Genomic DNA, 16,862 nt, shown 5'->3' with positions numbered 1-16,862 from the left:
GGTCGACACCGGCTCACGGAGTCGCATCGTCCTGAGTCGGGCGATCCTCACCAAAGGCCACATCCATCTCCTGCTGCAGGCGTTCGAGCTGGGCGTGCGCATAACGCATGGTTGTTCGCGGATCGGCGTGGCCGAGTTGGCGCTGCACCACCTCCAGCGGCGCACGGCGTTCCAGAGCACGGGTGCCGAAGGTGTGCCGCAACCAGTGGGGCGAGGCACGCAAGGCCACGTCCTTTTCGGCCGGTGTCAGCCCACTGCCCAGGATGGCCTCACGCACCCAGCGCTTCATGGTCTGGTAAAGCGCCTGGTAGCCGATGGCCTGTGCCGGATCTCCCAGCCGCGCCAGCAGCGGAGTCTCTGGCGGCTGCTGGCCCAAGGGGCCCAGACCGCGGTCCAGAAGATAGTCCTGCAAGGCCTCCCGGGCCTGGCCCGGCACCGCCACCAAGCGATTGCGCGCCCCCTTGCCGTGCACCTGCAAAACCCAGCGACCCCGATGCTGGCGGAGTGCCCCCATCGTGGCGCCCACCAGTTCGGAGGCCCGCAGCCCCGTGGCTTCGACGAAACCCAGAATGAACAGCATCCGGGCCCGGGAAGGATCGGGCGGCTGTGCCTGCAGGTGAAGCAGCATCGCGGACCAGGCTTCGGGCGTGAAGGCCCGGCTGTCCAGCATCGACTGCTGAGCGTCGTCGCCGGTGCGGCGGTTGATCAGCATCCAGGGATTGCGGGAGGGCAGGTAGCCCACATTGACCATCCAGCCGAAGAAGCTGCCCAACACCACCACCGCCTGACGCCGACTGGCCAGACTGAGCGGCCCGCGAAACGGGGCCCAGCCCTCGCCCAGCACGGTGCTGTGGCGACGGGAGATCCACGCCGGGGGCAGGTGCTCGAGAAAGCTCATGTAGGCCAGACAGTCTTCGACCTGCACGTCGGCAAAGCCCTTGCCCCGCTCGTGGGTGAGCCACAAGAGCAGACGCAGGGCTTCGCGCCGGTAGCTCTTGGCCGTGGGGGCCGTTCCAGCACGGGCGGCCACCCAGGCTTCAATCACCTCGGCGTCGCTGCGGGCACCGGTGAGCACCGCGGTGCCAGGCGCACCGTGCGTGACCGGCCGTCCAGAAAACAGCCCCGCCTGGACGAGCGCGCCGCCGGCATCCGGAGAAGCCAGTGCCCGCGCTGTCTCCGGATTTTGAAAGGGGCACGGTGCCAGCGGCTCACTCTCAGGCAGCAGCAGGTTCAGATACTGGGCCAGACGGTGGGCCTTGACCCTGCCGACCGCCGGCAGTCCTCGCCACCAATGGCCGCCACCCTGGATCCTCTGCTGAAGGTCCCGCAGCAGGAGCAGGCCAGCCTGCGCCAGGCGTGATGTCGTCACCGGATCGAACCAGCCTTCCAGGCGATCTTCGGGAGAGGGCTTTTCAGCGGCGAGCGACTGAAGATCTTTCAGCAGGGCGAGTTGCCGGTCGCGCAGGCGGCGGCGCCGCTCGGCGCGGGCATCTGCCGGAAAGGCCTCTTCGTAGAGCTGAGCGACCTCGGCCTCGGTCCAACCATCCAGATCCCGCTCGGCGATGAAGTCTTCCAGGGAAGGGCGCACATCCCCGGTGCCCACCCGGATGGTCAGGCCCACCAGGCGCCAGGCGGAGAGCCCCCGGCGACGGGCCAGGCCGCGCAGGCGGTCCACCACCTGTCGGTGGGCGGTGATGGCCTGGTGTCCGTGGTCGATGCCGAGGTAGCGCAGCGCCGACTCTTGAATGGACAGACCCTCGGCCACCGCGCGCAGGTGCGCGAAATGGTGCTGGCCGATGCGAGGCCAGGTGGCGCCTGTGGAATGGGATGGCGAAGAAACAAGCGTCATGGCGAAAGCGAGCGATGCAGGCACTGCAGGATTCGGCTGCGAGCATCCCGACCCATCGGGCCGAGGTGCGCCGAGGCCGATACGCCCCAACAGCGGGGGCCGCTGCGCGCCCTGCCCGATCATAGCCTCTTTTAACTAAGATTATCGTAATAATCTTAGTATTAAAAATTGCCGTCAAATCATGCAATAAATTAAGGCCCGACCGAAAGTCCTGGCATATCAATGACTTAGCCAGAGCCCGCCAGATCGAATGCAGCGGCGCACCGCATTCGGCCAAGTTCCACAGCAGTGAGCGCCTGTTCGTGAGGCCGGCTGATCACGCGCAACGTGAGCGGCGCGGATGCCCCCGCAGCCTCACGAACTCCTGGCGCCCCATGGCCCACAGATGACGCACGAGGAGCCGCCTCGGTGGCATCGCCCGACGGCCAGCACCCGTACCCGCACCGGGTGATGTACGGGAAGCCCGCCAAGAAGGAGCCCCCCCGTTGACCGACATGCACATCAACAACCAACCGATCGACGGAGACAGATCCGGTCAGAGATCCTGATGAAGGGCGCTGCGCAGGTGGCTTGCAACAGGTCCGAAGACGTCGAAAGATCCGAGTGCGGCTCATCGCCTCACCGCCCCGGATCCGTTTCGGCGAAGGCGCGCCGGCGCCAAAGGCACGGGCAATGTGCGCAAGGCGGTGCGCCGCCGCATCTGACTTCCGGAATTTCTGCCACGGACCGGTATGCCCCTGCGCAGGCGCCATCGCGTCGAGAGCGGCCCGGAATCCACAGCCTCCCCTGTGTCGGCTGAGCGAGCCCTGTGGCGATCCCTGCCATGCCCTCCCCCACCCTCCCCTGCCCTGTCTCCATCCACCCGACTGCCCTTCACGCGCCCTTCCCGACTCGGTTGACCCGCTCGGCTCGTCAGGAGACGGACAACTGCCGGCGCACAAAAAAGAAGGGGCCGCAGCCCCTCCCTTTTCTTCTCTGCTCAGACGCAGCGCGTGCTCAGGTTTTCACAAAGCCATCCAACCAGCCCAGCAGTTGCTGATAGCGCTCTGGCGTGATCGCCCCAGGCTCCAGCTTGACAGTCACCCGGCCCTTTGCGTCCGACTGCACGGTCGCGGCCAGCTTTCCCTGTCGGAGCAGCCGATGGGAAGACACCTCCACGCGATCGCGCGCACCGTCACCCTCTTCCGGCTTGCAAAGCCGGTCAAAGACCTGAACGGGGGCAAGCGCCCTGCCCTCCTCCTTGATGCGTTTGGCGCGTTGCAAAACCCCATCCGGATCCTTCTGAAGCGCCTCGGCCAGCGGCTGAGCCCAGCGGAACTGAATGTCCAGCGGAGAGGGAAAGGCGGCCACCACCGCCTCTGGAAGGCGGGCCAGGGACACGCTCTTGGACACCAGGGAGACATCCACCTTCACCGATTCCGCAAGCTTGCGCAGCGAGGGATACAACCCCTCGTCCAGGGCCTTGCGGTACATGCAGCCCTGCTCCCAGGCACTGAGATTCTTCCGACCGCGGTTCTCCCGCTCCATGGCCTCGAAGAGTTCCTGATCGGAGGCATCTTCCACCAGGGCACGCACGGGAATGCCGAGCTCCAGGCAGGCCCGATGCCGACGATGCCCGAACACAATCTCGTAGGCCACGGCGTCTGTTGAACCGTTCAACGCATTCGCCAGAGGGCGCACGCGGACGGGTTGCACATTGCCGCCGGCAGACTCAATCTCCGCCTTCAGCTCCGCAAAGTCCGCACTCTCGAAGGAAGCGTCATGTCGATTGGCCCATTTTGAAGGGCGGACCGACCGTGGGTCCAGCAAGCGCACGGGACTGGCACCGTCGAAGGCCTTCAGCCGCTCCTTCAGATCCTCGGCTTCCTTGATCGCCGCGCTCTGCGACGACATGAACTGAAGCATGGAACCCGGTGCTGTCTTGGGCCGAACCGGTTCCGGCGTCGGCTCCGCAGCAGCTCGCTGAGAGGCCGTCGGGGGCAAATTCAAGGCCTGAATCAGGCCGGCCTTGGCCGCCAACTTCTTGCTCATCGCTTAGCCCCCTGCTTGCCGGTGCCTGTTGAACCGTTCAACACCCCTGCCCTCCCCTGCCCTGCCGCGGTGGCCTGCTTGGCCCACACAGAGCGGATGGACCCATCGATGTGGCCGACAAAGGAATCGTAGGCGTCCCGAGCGCGCTTGAAGGTCCGCGCGGAGCCGTCGTACTTCGCGACGTCGTAGACGGTGCCGAACTCCGCCGCGGTCACACCCGTGACGGCCGTCTTGGGGATCTCCACCGGCAGCACCTTCTCGGCATAGGTCTGCCCGATCCACTGGCGAACGATGTTGCTGGCGGCGTCGGTTGAATCAACGCGGGCCAGCAGGATGTGGATGAAATCGAACTCCTTGGTCAGCCCGCGGTTGGTGAGCAGCTCCGCGGTTAGATCCGAGAACAGACTCCAGAACTGGGAGGCAGACGCGAAGTCGAGTGCGTTGGGCGGCAGCGGCATGATGATGCCGTTGGATGCCATGAAGGCATTGATCGTGGTGTAAGACAGGGCCGGCGGCGTGTCGATGATGATCACGTCGTACTCGTCACGCACATCGTCGATGCCCAGGTCCAGCACCCGCCAGAACTCGAAGCCAGGCTCCTGGGTTTGGCGCGCCGGCAGGGCAAACTCCGCACCGAACAACACCGGGGCTGCCGCCACGAGATCGATGCCGGTCCAATAGGTGGGTCGGATGGCATAACGGATCGAGGTCTCCGTGCCCATGGCCAGCGGCAGGATCGTGTCACCCTCCTCCACCTCCGTGTCGGGAAGAATGCCGAACAAGGTGGTCAGCGAGCCCTGAGGATCGGTGTCGATCACCAGTACACGGTGCCCCAACAAGGACAGCCCTTGTGCCAAGGTCACAGCGGTGGTGGTCTTGCTCACACCGCCCTTGAAGTTGCCGATGCTGATGGTCACGGCCTCCGCCCCGGGAGGGCGCAGCCAGTCCTTGCGATATTCACGGATCCAGGCCCGGGCTTCTTCCAGGCTGAATTCACGGCGACTGCCCGCCTCGTTGAGCTTGCCAGCGGGCAGATCGCTCTTCCCCAGGCGATGGCTCAATGAGCCCTTCTCGATGCCACAGAGCGCAGCCAGTTGGCTCAGGTTGAAGATCGGTGGCAGCTTCCGGGCGGTGGGGGCCAGCATGGCCGTGCGAATTTGCGCCATCATGGCGACAGCGCGTTCTGCCTGGTCAGCGATGTCTGCCAACGAGATCGGCGCAGGCGATTTGAAAGCTATGCGGTCCAATGGAATTCTCCTTCCCGACGGGTCGGTGCGACCTTGACGGTGATGTGCGTACAAGCCCGTATTTTGTCAAGGAACGCTCTCGGTGGAAAGGGCAGAGCTTCGTCAAATGCGTGTTGAACCGTTCAACACTGCGGAAAGTGATCAAGCCCAGGCCCTTTGGTTCGAAGTCTCGGGCTTGTTTTGTTCCATTCGGTGCCCCACCGGTTTAGGAAAGTATGAATCCTTCAGACCCTTTAATACCTTTAGCGGGCAAATTCTCCATGGATGACAAGTACTTAAGGGTGCCTGCGTGAGTGGATTCGGGATTGGGTGGAGCCTTTTCAGGAACGGACGTGTGCTGAAGCGGGAGCCCTCGGCGAGAAAGCAGGATCCAGCGTGAGGGGACACGGGGAATGGGCGCCTCATGGCCCCGCACCCCTCTGCCCTGCCCCCTCTGCCGTGGCTTGGTGACCCGTCATCAGGCCTGCAAGACCTTGGCCCGGACCGAAGGTGAGAGAAAACGGGAGCGATCGCCTTCCTCGCAGGCCCCGGTGCAGGTTGCAGAAGGCCGGCATCCTGAAGGACAGGCCCGCCAGGGGCTCGCCAAACGCCCTGCCCTGGCCTGAGATGGCGGGGCCCCCGAAAACTCTCCACCTGAATGGGTGCCGAGGCGCCCTTCTCCGAGCGATCTGGAGACTTTTCAGGAAAACAGGCGCTGTGTTGTGCTGGGCGATTTGTTCGAACGGACAGATCTCCCGAAAAATCTCCGTGTGACTCCGGGTGAGACTCTTCAGGAGTACGGATGCATGAGACTCCTCACCTTCTCCCAAGGCCGTTCCGGCGATCCGGGAACACCGCCCTCCCCCCGGGAAATACAGGTGAGTGGGCTGATTCACATCTGAGGTAGAGTCGCGGCATGCCGACTCCGGAGCCCGACGCCCCTGCCCTTTCGACCCCGGACACGGGATCGAGCGCCCTGCCCCCTCGCCTGCACAGAACGCCGGCCCACAGCGGGGCCCGTCCGCCGGCGCCTCTGAAGAAGCCGGTCAACACGCTGGCCATCGTGCCCAAGTCGGCCCGCATCACCTCGCTGGGGCGCAAGGCCTACAACGTGCTGTTGTACGAGGCCCAGGACCAGGGCCTGGACAAGGACGTGTTCCGGGTGCCGCTGGACCGCGTGGTCCGGGGGGTGGATTTCGATTCCAACGACCACGCCCTGATCAAGAAGCACCTGCGCGCCATGGTCTCGACCACGGTCGAGTGGCAGTCGCCCACCACGGGCGAAGGCGCCGCCTGGAACGTCTCGGGTCTGCTGGCCCATGCCCGCCTGACCAAGGAACGCGGGCAGGTGTGGGTGGAATGGTCCTACGCCGTCAACCTCAAGCAGGAGCTGCTGGAGCCCACGGTGTTTGCGCGCCTGAAGCTGGAGATCATCAGCCAGCTGCGCTCGCATGCCGGCATCGCTCTCTACGAGATCTGCACCCGCTACAAGGACATCGGCCGCACCTCCCGCCAGCCCTGGCGCTGGTGGCACCCGGTGCTCAGCGGCCAGCCCCCTTCGGAGCGCACGGCCAAGCTGGAATACCGCATCTTCAAGCGCGACACGCTCAAGCCCGCGATGGCCGAGGTCAGTGCTGTCACGGACCTGGAGGTGGAGTTGCAGGAACACAAGGACGGGCGCTTCATCAGCGAGATCCAGTTCCTGATCCGCCCGAAGTCCCAGACCCCGCTGGCCTTGAAGCAGCCGCCCGAGCCGATCGACCTCAGCCTGGTGGCCCGCGCACGCGACCTGGGCGTGGACGAAGACAAGGCCGAAGATCTGCTGCAGGCGTTCGGCGGGCAGGCCATGGCGGCGGCCCTGGAGATCCTGGCGCAGCGCATCGCCTCGTCCTTCCCCCAGCCGCTGAAGGACCCTTACCGCTACCTGCGCGCGCTGATGCCCGGGCAGGTGCCACCGCCTGCGGAGCCCGAGGCGGCCGAGGCGGCCGAGCCGGCCGCGCTTGCGGCGGCCAGCGGGGCCGGTGGCGAGGCGCGCGCTGCCGACAACAATCGGGAGGCCCAGGCCAAGCGGCAAACCCGCTGGGCCGAGGAGTGGATCCGCCGACGCCGCGAGCAGGTGGTCGCGCAGATCGCCGCGATGTCGCCGGAAGGGCAGGGCGCGCTGTCGGCCGATCTGCTGGCCGACATGGAGCGCCGCCAGGTGCATCCCTCCATCCGCAAGCGGCTGCAGACCAGCGGCTGGCAGCACCCGATGGTGTTGCCCGAGATGGTGCGCTACTACGCGGTGGGCAGCCTGGGCGAGCAATGGGACAAGCCCACGCCGCAACAGCTGCTGCAGATCGCGGCGGAACTCGGCGACGCCTGACCTCGTCGGCATGGGCGCCTTCTGCAGCAGGCCAGAAGCGCGCGACAATCGCGGGGCGCCGGCATGTCGCCGGTGAAGAGAGACATCGATGAAGAAGAGCGAACTGATTGAACTGCTGGCCACCAAGGCCGAGGTGAGCAAGGCGGCCGCAGCCCGCATGCTGGAGACCCTGACCCAGACCGTGATGACCTCGGTCAAGAAGGGCGAGAGCTTCACGATCGCCGGCTTCGGCACCTTCAAGCAAGCCCAGCGCGCCGCGCGCAAGGGCCGCAACCCCGCCACCGGCGAAGCCATCAAGATCGGCGCCATGAAGACCGCCCGCTTCACGCCGGCCGCCGCCTTCAAGGCCGTGGTGGATCCGCGCACGGCCGCCAAGAAGGCTGCCAAGAAGGCCGAGGCTGCTCCGGCCAAGAAGGCTGTGAAGACCGCTGCCAAGGCGCCTGCCAAGAAGGCCGCTGCCAAGAAGAAGTGAGGGTCTTGTGAGCGCCTCGCGGCGTTCACCAGCCAAGCGAAAAGGGCTGCCGCACAGGCAGCCCTTTTTCATGGGAGCGCGGGCCGCTCAGTCCTGCGCGAGCGGCAGGCTCAGCGTGAAGCAGGCGCCTTCGCCGGGGCGCGAGACCAGGGTCAGGTGACCCTTCATCAGCTCGGCCAGGCCACGGGCCAGGGCCAGACCCAGACCGGTGCCGCCATGCTCGTAGCTGACGCGGGCATCGCCCTGGCGGAAGCGCTCGAACACCGCTTCCTGCATCTCCGGCGGGATACCGGGGCCGGTGTCCTGGACATGGAAGAGCACGCTGGTCTCGCCACGTTCCACCCGCAGCTGGATTTGTCCTTCGGGCGTGAACTTCACGGCGTTGGACAGCAGGTTGTTGAGGATCTGCTTGAGCCGCAGACCATCGCAGCGAAGTTCCTCGGGCACATCGTCGGCCACCTGCGCCTCCAGGTTCAAACCCTTGGCAGCCGCGGCGATGGCGAAGAAGTTGGCGGTCCCATCGATCAGCGGGCGCAGCACCACGGGCTCGGCATTGAGTGGCATGGCGCCGGCTTCCAGCTTGGTGAAGTCCAGGATCTCGGTCAGCAACTCGTTGAGGTGCTCGGCCCCCTTGCGAATCAGCCCGGCCTGTTCGCGGAACTTGGGCTGCTCCAGGCGCAGCTCCATCAGCTCGGCGAAGCCGCGGATGCTGGTCAGCGGCGTGCGCAGCTCGTGCGAGATGGCGGCCAGGAACTCGCTCTTGGCCCGGCTCGCGGCCTGAGCCTGGGCCTCGCTGATCCGCAGCGCGTCGTTGGTGCGCTCCAGCCGGCGCAGGCCGATCACGAAGCTCACGGTGGCCACCATCACCACCCCGCTGAGCACGGCCGTCAGGGTCAGCATCACCGAGCGGGTGTTGCGCCAGGCGGCCAGCGCGTCCTCCAGCGAGGTGCCGACCGTCACGTCCAGCGGGTAGCTGGCTACGCGGCGGAAGGCGATCAGGCGGGGGATGCCATCGGTGCTGCTGGGGGCCATGTAGCTGCCCGCCGGATCGGCCAGATAGGCCTGGATCGGGGTGTGGGTCAGCTGGGTGCCCATGCCCTTGCTCTGCCCGCCCATCACGCGGGCGCGCAGGCTCAGATCTGCCCCGATCAGGGCCACCGAGCCTTGAGGGCCGACATCCACCCCGCGGTAGACATCCTCGAAGTAGCTGGGGTCGAGCGAGGCCACCACCACGCCCAGCACATGTCCTTGCGCATCGCTGATCCGACGTGACAGCTGGATGGTCCACTTGCCTGAGACCTTGCCCAGCACCGGCTTGCCGATGAACAGGCCGTCGCTGATGAGCTGCGGCGTGTCCTTGGGCAGGGACGCCGGATCCAGGTGGACCCGCACATGCTCGCGGGTGGACAGGTCCACGTGCTTGCTCTTGCTGCCGTCCGGGTCCAGGTTGCTGCCGACGAAGCGGCCATCGGCACCGACCAGCGAGAGCTGGGCCAGGATGCGCGGCGCCATGCCGGTCTCGTTGGCAAAGCGGACGAGGTCGGGGACCTGGTCGGGCTGCTCCACGACTTCGTCGGCCACGCGGCGGCAGGCCTGGTCCAGGGTCGCGATGACGCGCAAGGTTTGCTCACCCAGCACGTTGGCGACGTTCACGTTCTGACGTCGCTCGGCCTCGATGGCATCGCTGCGCTTGGAGGCCAGCACGGCGAACACGGACAACCAGACGATCACCAACAGCAGGGCCGCGAAGGCACTGGCCATCACGCTCAGACGCAGGCGGCTGGAAGGGGGAGGGCGGTGGGGCATGGCAGGACGGGGCTGGGTTGGAGTCAGAGCAGCAGGGCCGGTGACGTGTCCTGCAGGGCCAGGTCGCCGGAAAGGGTGTCGGAGAAGCCGCGGCTGGGCAGGTGCAGCTCGAACTGGCTGCCGCCGTCGGGCATGTTGCACGCCGTGATGCTGCCGCCGTGGGCCTGCATGATCTTGCGGCTGATGGCCAGTCCCAGCCCGGTGCCGCCCGAGCCGTCCTTGGTCTGGCTCGACTGCACAAAGGCTTCGAAGATGGTTTCGAGCTCCGCTTCGGGAATGCCGGGGCCGTGGTCGCGCACCCACAGGCGGATGTCGCCTTCCACGGTCAGGTCGCCGCCGACCTCGACGCATCCTCGCTCGGGGGAGAACTTGATGGCGTTGGCCAGCACGTTGCGCACCACCTGCTGCAGGCGCAGCGGGTCCACCTTGGCCGACAGCGGCAGTTCCCCCAGCTGCAGATCCAGCTGCAGACGCTTGGCGCCCAGCAGCGGGGCCAGCTCGCCCACCACGGTACGCACCGGCCGGCGGATGTCCATGCGCTCCAGGTGGAAGGTGCCGACCGTGCACTCGATCTTGGAGACGTCCAGCAGGTCGTTGACCAGGGCCAGCATGCGCTGACCGGCGGCGTGCACATCGGAGAACATGGCGGCCAGGCGGGGCTGCTCCTGGGCGCGCAGGGTGCCCAGTTCCGAGAAGCCCAGGATGGACTGCAGCGGTGTGCGCAACTCGTGGCTGATGTTGGCCACGAACTCCGACTTGGCGCGCGAGGCGTCTTCGGCCAGGTCACGGGCCTCGCGGATGTGCCGCTCGGCGTCGCGGAACTCGCTGACGTCGGTGAGGGCCGTGAGGATGCCGGCCGGATGGCCATCGCCCTTAGGCACCAGCACGCGGGTGATGATCACGTCGCGCTCGATGCCCTGCGCGTCGGGGATGCGGGCTTCGTAACGGATGCGCTCGCCCGTGCGCAGCATCTGCTGACGTTGCTCCTCGTGCATGGGCAACTCGGCCGGATTGAGCAGGCTGGCCGCGCTGCGATGGATCACCTCGTCGCGCCGCAGCCCGCGGAAAGCTTCCCAGGCCTGGTTGACGGTGATGTAGCGGTCTTCCTCGTCCACCAGCGAAATGGGCAGAGGGCTGATCTCCAGCAGCAGGGCGCTGAAATCCCGCTGCGCGCTCAGGCGCTCCTCGATTTCGACCCGCTCGGTCACGTCCACCGCCGAGCCGGAATAGCCGGCGATCTGCGGGCCGGTGTACCAGGGCACCACCGACACATCGAAATGCCGCACCGCGCCGTCCGCGCTCTGCACGCGAAAACGCCCCTTGCGGCGGGCGGCGCCCATGCGGGCGTCCAGCAGTGGCGCGAAGTCGCTGCGGCAGGACGGCGGCACCAGGTTCAGCAGGGGCCGGCCCAGGGCCCGGCGGGCCGGTTCGCCCACCACGTTCAGCCAGCGGTCGTTCAGGTAGATCACCCGTCCCTCGGCGTCGGTGCGGAAGATCAGCTCCTGCACGCTGCGCAGCAGCACGTGCAGCTCGCGTTCGCGTGTGCGGATCTCCGCTTTCGCGCGCGCGAGCTCGTTCTGCAGGCGCTGGCCGCGTGCCCGGCTGCGCCGCAGCCCGTACAGGCCGAAGGCCAGGATGCCCAGGCCCAGCAGGGCCACCAGGGCCGGAACGCCGATGAGCAGCGCGTTCATGTCGTCATTTCGCTGGCTGCGCGGGGACTGGCTGCGGGTGCGGTGCCGAACTCGGCCAGGAACCTGCGCACATGGAGCAGCGGGGCACCGGCCAGGCTCTCCACCGCGCAGCCGCTGTCGTTGATCCGTTCGCGCAGGGCCACCAGGGCCGGGGCGTGGGCGAGGAACATGTCGACCACGGCGGGGTCGAAGCTGCGGCCCCGTTCGCCGGCCAGCATCGACAGGGCCACCTCCACGCTGAAGGCGCGGCGGTAGACCCGGTCCATCGTCAGGGCGTCGAAGTAGTCGGCCACGGCGACGATGCGGCCGGTGATGGGAATGGCCTCGCCGGACAGGCCGGTCGGATAGCCGTGGCCGTCCCAGCGTTCGTGGTGGGTCTGGGCCACCTCGGCCGCCATCTGGAACAGCGGAATGCGCGAGCGGCCCAGGATGTGGGCGCCGATGGCGGCATGCTCGTTCATCTGGCGCCGCTCCTCGGGGTCCAGCGCGCCGGGCTTTTTCAGCACCGCATCGGGCACGCCGATCTTGCCGATGTCGTGCATGGGCGCGGCCTTGCGCAGCATGGCCGCGGCCTCGCTGCTCAGGCCCATCAACAGGGCCAGGGCCTCGGACAGGTAGCCGATGCGCAGGATGTGGTTGCCGGTGTCCGTGTCGCGGTAGTCGGCGGCCAGGGCCAGTCGCAGCAGGGCCTCGTGGTGGGCCGCGGCCACTTCCTCGAGCGCGGCATTGCGCTCGTGGTACATCTGCCGCAGGTCCATGACCAGCTGCTCCATCTGCGCGGCCGATGCGGTGTCGAACCGGTTCGCGTCTCCCGGCAGGGGAGGGTTGCGCAGCGGGGCGTTCATGGCTGGGCGCCGGACGGGCTGAGTTCGTCGATCACCTTGATCAGCTGCAGCGGGCTGAAGGGCTTGACCAGATAGGCATCGCAGCCGGCCTGCTGGCCCCGCTCCACGTCCGTGGCCGTGCCGCGGGCCGACAGGATCACCACGCGGCTGTGGGCCAGCGCGGGGTCGGCCTTGACCCGGCGGCAGACCTCCAGGCCGTCGAGTTCGCCCGGCATCATCACGTCCAGCAGGATGACGTCCGGGCGCAGTTCCTGGGCCTGGGCCAGACCGCTGGCCCCATTGTTGGCCTCGAACACCTCGCAGGCCTCGAATTCCAGCGTCATGCGGATCAGGCGGCGGATGTCGGCGTGGTCTTCCACGACAAGCACTTTTTTCATGATGGGGTCCGGGAGCGGTTCAGAAATCGGATGTGATTATCATATTTGCAGATTTTGCAGGATCAAGATTGATACAATAGCTGCAATTGCGCAAGACGGTACTTTTCCACGGATGAACAGCCCAGACGACACCCCGCCATCGGGCGCCTACACCACCCAGGAGGTGGCCCGCCTGCTGGGGCTGGCGGTGCGATCGGTCCAGCTGATGGTCGACCGCGGCGATCTGCGGGCCTGGAAGACGCCGGGCGGCCACCGCCGCATCGATCCGGCCTCGGTGGCGGCCTGGCAATCCCGGCAGCAGGGGGCGAGCGTCTCCGGCGCCGCGTCGGCCAGCGTTCCGGCGGCGCCGGTCCGGCGGCTGCGTGCGCTGCTCATCGAAGACTCGGTCCACTACCAGAACCTCGTGGGCCTGCTGCTGCGCCGGGCCCTGCCCGAGGCGGATTTCCAGGTGGCCAGCGACGGCATCGTCGGTCTGGCCCAGGTGGGGCAGTGGCAGCCGGATCTGCTGATCGTCGACCTGCTGTTGCCTGGCATCGATGGTGCGGCCCTGATCTCCTCCCTGCGCTCCCAGCCCATGTTCAGCGCCATGCGTCTGTTGGTGATCACCTCGCTGACGCCTGAAGAGCTGGGGCCTTATGCGCTGGCCCTGGACGGGGTGCCGGTGGTTCACAAGACCCAGCTGGTGACGGCCCTGCCGCCGCTGCTCTTGGCACAGGCTGCGGCCGTGGGGGGCGGCGCATGACAGACGCCCGCGCCGGGGTGCTGCTGGTGGAGGACGATGCCGCCATCCGGCAGTTCGTGACCCTGGCGCTGGAAGATCTGCCCGTGGTGGTGCGGGCCTGCGCCACGGTGGACGAGGCCCTGGCGGCCCTGCAGGAGGCGCCGGCGCGCCTGGTGCTGACCGATTTGCACCTGGCCGGCGAGTCCGGCCTGCGGCTGCTCGAGCACCTGGCGGGTGATGCCACGCTGCGCGGCCACGCCCGCCTGGCCGTGTTCAGTGGCGAAGCGGGGGCTCACATCCCACCGGCCTGGCGCGCCCTGGGGGTGTGGCGGGTGGTGCCCAAGCCGGCCTCGGTGAAGGCCTTGATCGACTGCGTCCAGGCCGCTCTGGCCGCTGGGCCCGGAGACCCGGGTGACACGCCCGACCCGGTCGGGGTGCCGCCTGACGGCATGGCCGAGGAGCCTCAGGGGGCGGCCGCGGCCATCGCCACGCATTTCGATGGCGACCAGGCGTTGTACGAGGCCTTTCGCACGGGGGCGCAGGCGCAGTTCCCGGTGGACCGCGCCGCGGGTGCACAGGCCTGCGCGCGCGGCGACGCCGTGGCCCTGAGGCACCTGGGCCACAGCCTGCGCACGGTCCTGGGTCTGCTGGGCGAGCCACAGGCGGCCCAACTGGCCTGGCAGCTGCAGAAGACGGCGGAAGCGCCGGGCGTGGACGCCCATCGCCTGGGCGAGCTCTGGCGCGCGCTGGACGCCGTGCTGGCCCGGCTCAGCCGCTGAGCGGGGACGGCGTCAGGCCAGCGTCGGCTTGGACTGGCGCAAGGCCTGTGCGACGAAGTTCACCAGATCGCCGGCGCGGCCGGCCAGACCCAGCGCGGGGTCCAGCCGGTGTTCCAGCTGCCGGGCGGCCCGTCGGGCGCCTTCGAGGGCCCGCTGCGCGCGGGCCCGGTAGCCCCGGGCTTCCTCGCCTTCGCTGTGCTCGACCAGGGCGGTCAGGGCGTGCAGGGCCTGCAGCCGCAGGCCCAGGCGACGCGCCGGCCGCGCCAGCTCTGCGTGGCCGGACAGGACAGCACCCGCTTCGGCCGCCACCCCGGCCAGAGCCAGGTCCAGGGCCGCGCGGCGGCGGTTGCGGCTGAGGCCGCGGGCATCGGGCTCCAGCGCGCGGTTGTCCTGTTCGCAGGTGCGGGTGATGGTGCGCGCGACCCGGTCCAGCACCGGCAGGTCCCGGCAGCGGATCAGCACCTTGAAGGCGGCGCTGGTGAGGTAGTCGCCGGCCAGCACGCAGGGGCCGGTGCCCATCATGGCGGGCACGCCGGTGCCGTCCTCCAGCCGCACATGCAGGCGCTGCAGGCTCACATGCACCAGATCCAGGGCCACGCCCACGTCCATCGCCGGCTGTGCCTCGCCCAGGCAGCAGGCCAGCAGCCCCCGCAAGGCACCCAGCCGCTGCGCGAAATGCATCTCGAGCGCGAGCTGAACCGTCTCCGCCTGGCAGGTGAGGGTCTCCTGCACCAGAGTGCGGATGCGGGGCAATACGGAATCCGGGTACTTCGAGGTCACGGGGCGCAGATGAGGCGGGCGGCCAGGGGCAGCGCCGGGTTCGCCGGCGTGGGGAGCAGGCATTTTAGGGGAAGGCCTGCTCCGCTCGTTTCGGGCCTGTGGGTCGCCCTTACAGCCCGGCCAGGTAGTGCGCGATGTTCTCGATGTCGGCGTCCGACAGCGTGGCCGACACCGCAGTCATGTTGCCAGCATCATTGGTCCGCTGACGGGTCTTGAACGCGGTCAACTGCTTGACGATGTAGGCGTAGTGCTGACCGGCCACGCGGGGAATCTCGTTCTGTCCGGCAAAGCCGCCGAGGTGGCACATGGTGCACAGCGTCTCATCGGCCTTCGCCTTGCCCAGCCGGGCCTTCTCCGCGTCCACCTGGAAGGTGGACTGCTCATACGGCTTTTGCGCGCCGTACCAGGCAGCCAGCTCGCGCATCTGGTCCCGCGTGAGCGTGGCCGCAATGCCCGACATCATCGGGTCGTGGCGACGCCCTTCCTGGAAGTCGCGCAGCTGCAGGTAGATGTAGCGCGGCGTCTGCCCCGCCAGGATCGGGTACTGCGGTTTGTCCGACTGGCCGGCGTGGGCATGGCAGGCCACGCAGATCTCGGCACCGGCGGGTGCCCCTGCAGGCAGCACTGGGTTGGTGGGTGCCATGCGCGAGGGCACGGGCGCAGACGCTGGGTCGGTCTGCGCCCGGGACAGCATGCTGACCAACGCCGCACCCACCAGCGCGACGGTGACGATGGTGCGCGCCCTCATGGCAGGGCGAACACCACCACCGAGTTGCCGCGCTTGAAGTCCAGCTGCGTGTTGCCGCCGGCGGCCACGGCCACGTACTGTTTGCCGTGGACCATGTAGGACACGGCCGGGGCGTTCACACCGGCCCCCGCCTGGTATTCCCAGAGCTTCTTGCCGGTGCTGGCGTCGAAGGCGCGGAAGTAGCCATTGCCTTCGCCGTTGAACACCAGTCCGCCAGCCGTGGCCAGCACCCCGCCGATCAGGGGCTGCTCGGTGTCCACCTTCCAGGCCAGCTTGCCGGTGTCGACATTGACGGCGGCCAGCCGCCCCCACTGCTTCTCGCCGGGGATCACCTTGAAGGCCCCGCCCAGCCACAGCTTGCCTCCGGGGTACTGGGCCTCCTCCACGTGGTAAGTCATGGGCTGGTGCAGGTTGGCCGCGTAAACCAGGCGGGTCTTGGGGCTGAAGGCCATCGGGCTCCATTCCACGCCGCCGTTGGCGCCCGGCAGCATGCGCGCGCCCGTCTTGGTGGGCAGCGACCACATCGCCTCCTGGGGCACCATGGCCTCGCTGAAGCGGATCAGCTCGCCGGTGGCCCGGTCATGCACGTAGACATGGCCCGTCTTGCCGCCGTGGATGGCCACCTTGCGCATCTGGCCGCTCTTGTCCCTGGCCTCCGTCAGGATGACCGGTGACACCGCGTCCAGGTCCCACACGTCGTGGGCCACGTACTGGTAGTGCCATTTGTAAGCGCCGGTGTTCAGGTCGATCGCCACCATCGAGTCGGTGTAGAGGTTGTCTCCCGGCCGTTCGACACCGTACAGATCGGGGCTGGGGTTGCCCACCACGAAGAACACCGTGTGCGTGTCCCGGTCCACCGCTGGCGCCATCCACACGCCACCGCCCAGCGTCTTGTAGAAGTCGCCACCCTGATTGGGCAGTTGAGCCTTTTCCAGGCTGATGACCAGCACCATATTATCCGCCGCCCGGCATCCATGACTGGCCAGATGCCTTCACGCTCCTTCTCTGGAATGCTGTATAAATCCCATACTACAGCCCCCGTGCTACCGACAGATCGCTTCAGCAACTCCCACATGCCATACTCTCCATCGTTGGCGCCGACTAGCCACTTGTGATCGAGTGCTCCGGCTGCAATGGTCTCGATGTAGCCCACATGCGGATCAGGGATCTGC

The 16,862-nt window shown here is 67.6% G+C and carries 13 protein-coding genes and 1 pseudogene; 4 read left to right on the top strand and 10 right to left on the bottom strand.

Translation table 11 applies throughout. From position 1 onward, the window contains the following. Positions 1-13: 13 nt before the first annotated feature. The 3 genes from I73_RS22615 to I73_RS29975 all read right to left on the bottom strand — a co-directional run bounded on the left by I73_RS22615 (position 14) and on the right by I73_RS29975 (position 5,127). A complete protein-coding gene (locus I73_RS22615; RefSeq protein ID WP_022982701.1) occupies positions 14-1,849 on the bottom strand; it encodes a tyrosine-type recombinase/integrase in 1,836 nt (611 codons plus the stop codon). A gap of 996 nt (positions 1,850-2,845) precedes the next feature. Continuing rightward, positions 2,846-3,880, bottom strand: a complete 1,035-nt coding sequence (locus I73_RS29980) for a ParB/RepB/Spo0J family partition protein (protein WP_083877007.1) — start codon at positions 3,878-3,880, stop codon at positions 2,846-2,848. Continuing rightward, entirely contained in the window at positions 3,877-5,127 is a 1,251-nt protein-coding gene (locus I73_RS29975) for an AAA family ATPase (protein WP_022982699.1), read from the bottom strand. The genes I73_RS29980 and I73_RS29975 overlap by 4 nt, the downstream gene beginning before the upstream one ends. Positions 5,128-6,022: 895 nt before the next feature. Here I73_RS29975 and I73_RS29970 point away from each other — a divergent pair. Beyond that, positions 6,023-7,471 (top strand): replication initiation protein, encoded by a 1,449-nt coding sequence (locus I73_RS29970; protein WP_022982698.1) that lies wholly within the window; start codon positions 6,023-6,025, stop codon positions 7,469-7,471. Between the two features lie 88 nt (positions 7,472-7,559). Continuing rightward, complete coding sequence (locus tag I73_RS22595) at positions 7,560-7,943, top strand: HU family DNA-binding protein (RefSeq protein WP_022982697.1); 384 nt, start codon at positions 7,560-7,562, stop codon at positions 7,941-7,943. An 87-nt stretch (positions 7,944-8,030) separates the two neighbouring features. Here the strand turns inward: I73_RS22595 and I73_RS22590 are convergent, their stop codons facing one another. From I73_RS22590 to I73_RS22575, 4 genes are read right to left on the bottom strand one after another with little or no spacing between them, the layout of a single operon-like run. Next, a complete protein-coding gene (locus I73_RS22590; RefSeq protein ID WP_051049338.1) occupies positions 8,031-9,749 on the bottom strand; it encodes a hybrid sensor histidine kinase/response regulator in 1,719 nt (572 codons plus the stop codon). Between the two features lie 23 nt (positions 9,750-9,772). Next, positions 9,773-11,440 (bottom strand): PAS domain-containing sensor histidine kinase, encoded by a 1,668-nt coding sequence (locus tag I73_RS29965; RefSeq protein ID WP_022982695.1) that lies wholly within the window; start codon positions 11,438-11,440, stop codon positions 9,773-9,775. Beyond that, positions 11,437-12,285 (bottom strand): HD-GYP domain-containing protein, encoded by an 849-nt coding sequence (locus I73_RS29960; protein WP_022982694.1) that lies wholly within the window; start codon positions 12,283-12,285, stop codon positions 11,437-11,439. The genes I73_RS29965 and I73_RS29960 overlap by 4 nt, the downstream gene beginning before the upstream one ends. Continuing rightward, positions 12,282-12,662, bottom strand: a complete 381-nt coding sequence (locus tag I73_RS22575) for a response regulator transcription factor (RefSeq protein WP_022982693.1) — start codon at positions 12,660-12,662, stop codon at positions 12,282-12,284. Before I73_RS22575 ends, I73_RS29960 begins: the two co-directional genes overlap by 4 nt. 112 nt (positions 12,663-12,774) lie before the next feature. On the opposite strand from I73_RS22575, the gene I73_RS22570 reads away from it, so the two are divergent. After that, positions 12,775-13,404, top strand: coding sequence for a helix-turn-helix domain-containing protein (locus I73_RS22570; protein WP_022982692.1), 630 nt, complete (start codon positions 12,775-12,777; stop codon positions 13,402-13,404). Then, positions 13,401-14,162: a response regulator gene (locus tag I73_RS29955; protein WP_022982691.1), complete on the top strand. Its 762-nt coding sequence runs from the start codon at positions 13,401-13,403 to the stop codon at positions 14,160-14,162. Before I73_RS22570 ends, I73_RS29955 begins: the two co-directional genes overlap by 4 nt. Before the next feature lie 12 nt (positions 14,163-14,174). Here I73_RS29955 and I73_RS31150 read toward each other — a convergent pair whose 3' ends face one another. The 3 genes and pseudogenes from I73_RS31150 to I73_RS29940 form a co-directional block, all read right to left on the bottom strand. After that, positions 14,175-14,942, bottom strand: a complete 768-nt coding sequence (locus tag I73_RS31150; protein ID WP_148289891.1) for a polyprenyl synthetase family protein — start codon at positions 14,940-14,942, stop codon at positions 14,175-14,177. 109 nt (positions 14,943-15,051) lie between these two features. Further along, positions 15,052-15,690 (bottom strand): c-type cytochrome, encoded by a 639-nt coding sequence (locus tag I73_RS29945; protein WP_022982689.1) that lies wholly within the window; start codon positions 15,688-15,690, stop codon positions 15,052-15,054. Next, positions 15,687-16,862: pseudogene (locus I73_RS29940) on the bottom strand (PQQ-binding-like beta-propeller repeat protein); the annotation flags it as partial. The pseudogene I73_RS29940 and the gene I73_RS29945, both read right to left, overlap by 4 nt.

The sequence above is a fragment of the Ideonella sp. B508-1 genome, assembly GCF_000333615.1.
In the GTDB taxonomy this organism is placed as follows: domain Bacteria; phylum Pseudomonadota; class Gammaproteobacteria; order Burkholderiales; family Burkholderiaceae_C; genus Ideonella.
The sequence above is the reverse complement of the archived record's forward strand: the minus strand, read 5'-3'. Positions and strand labels throughout refer to the sequence as shown.

What these genes read in the sequence shown, in the direction of transcription:
- I73_RS22595 (WP_022982697.1), top strand. Translation starts at nt 7,560, where the DNA reads ATGAAGAAGAGCGAACTGATTGAACTGCTGGCCACCAAGGCCGAGGTG.
- I73_RS22575 (WP_022982693.1), bottom strand. Translation starts at nt 12,662, where the DNA reads ATGAAAAAAGTGCTTGTCGTGGAAGACCACGCCGACATCCGCCGCCTG.
- I73_RS22615 (WP_022982701.1), bottom strand. Translation starts at nt 1,849, where the DNA reads ATGACGCTTGTTTCTTCGCCATCCCATTCCACAGGCGCCACCTGGCCT.
- I73_RS29955 (WP_022982691.1), top strand. Translation starts at nt 13,401, where the DNA reads ATGACAGACGCCCGCGCCGGGGTGCTGCTGGTGGAGGACGATGCCGCC.
- I73_RS22590 (WP_051049338.1), bottom strand. Translation starts at nt 9,749, where the DNA reads ATGCCCCACCGCCCTCCCCCTTCCAGCCGCCTGCGTCTGAGCGTGATG.
- I73_RS29980 (WP_083877007.1), bottom strand. Translation starts at nt 3,880, where the DNA reads ATGAGCAAGAAGTTGGCGGCCAAGGCCGGCCTGATTCAGGCCTTGAAT.
- I73_RS22570 (WP_022982692.1), top strand. Translation starts at nt 12,775, where the DNA reads ATGAACAGCCCAGACGACACCCCGCCATCGGGCGCCTACACCACCCAG.
- I73_RS29970 (WP_022982698.1), top strand. Translation starts at nt 6,023, where the DNA reads ATGCCGACTCCGGAGCCCGACGCCCCTGCCCTTTCGACCCCGGACACG.
- I73_RS29965 (WP_022982695.1), bottom strand. Translation starts at nt 11,440, where the DNA reads ATGAACGCGCTGCTCATCGGCGTTCCGGCCCTGGTGGCCCTGCTGGGC.
- I73_RS29960 (WP_022982694.1), bottom strand. Translation starts at nt 12,285, where the DNA reads ATGAACGCCCCGCTGCGCAACCCTCCCCTGCCGGGAGACGCGAACCGG.
- I73_RS29945 (WP_022982689.1), bottom strand. Translation starts at nt 15,690, where the DNA reads ATGAGGGCGCGCACCATCGTCACCGTCGCGCTGGTGGGTGCGGCGTTG.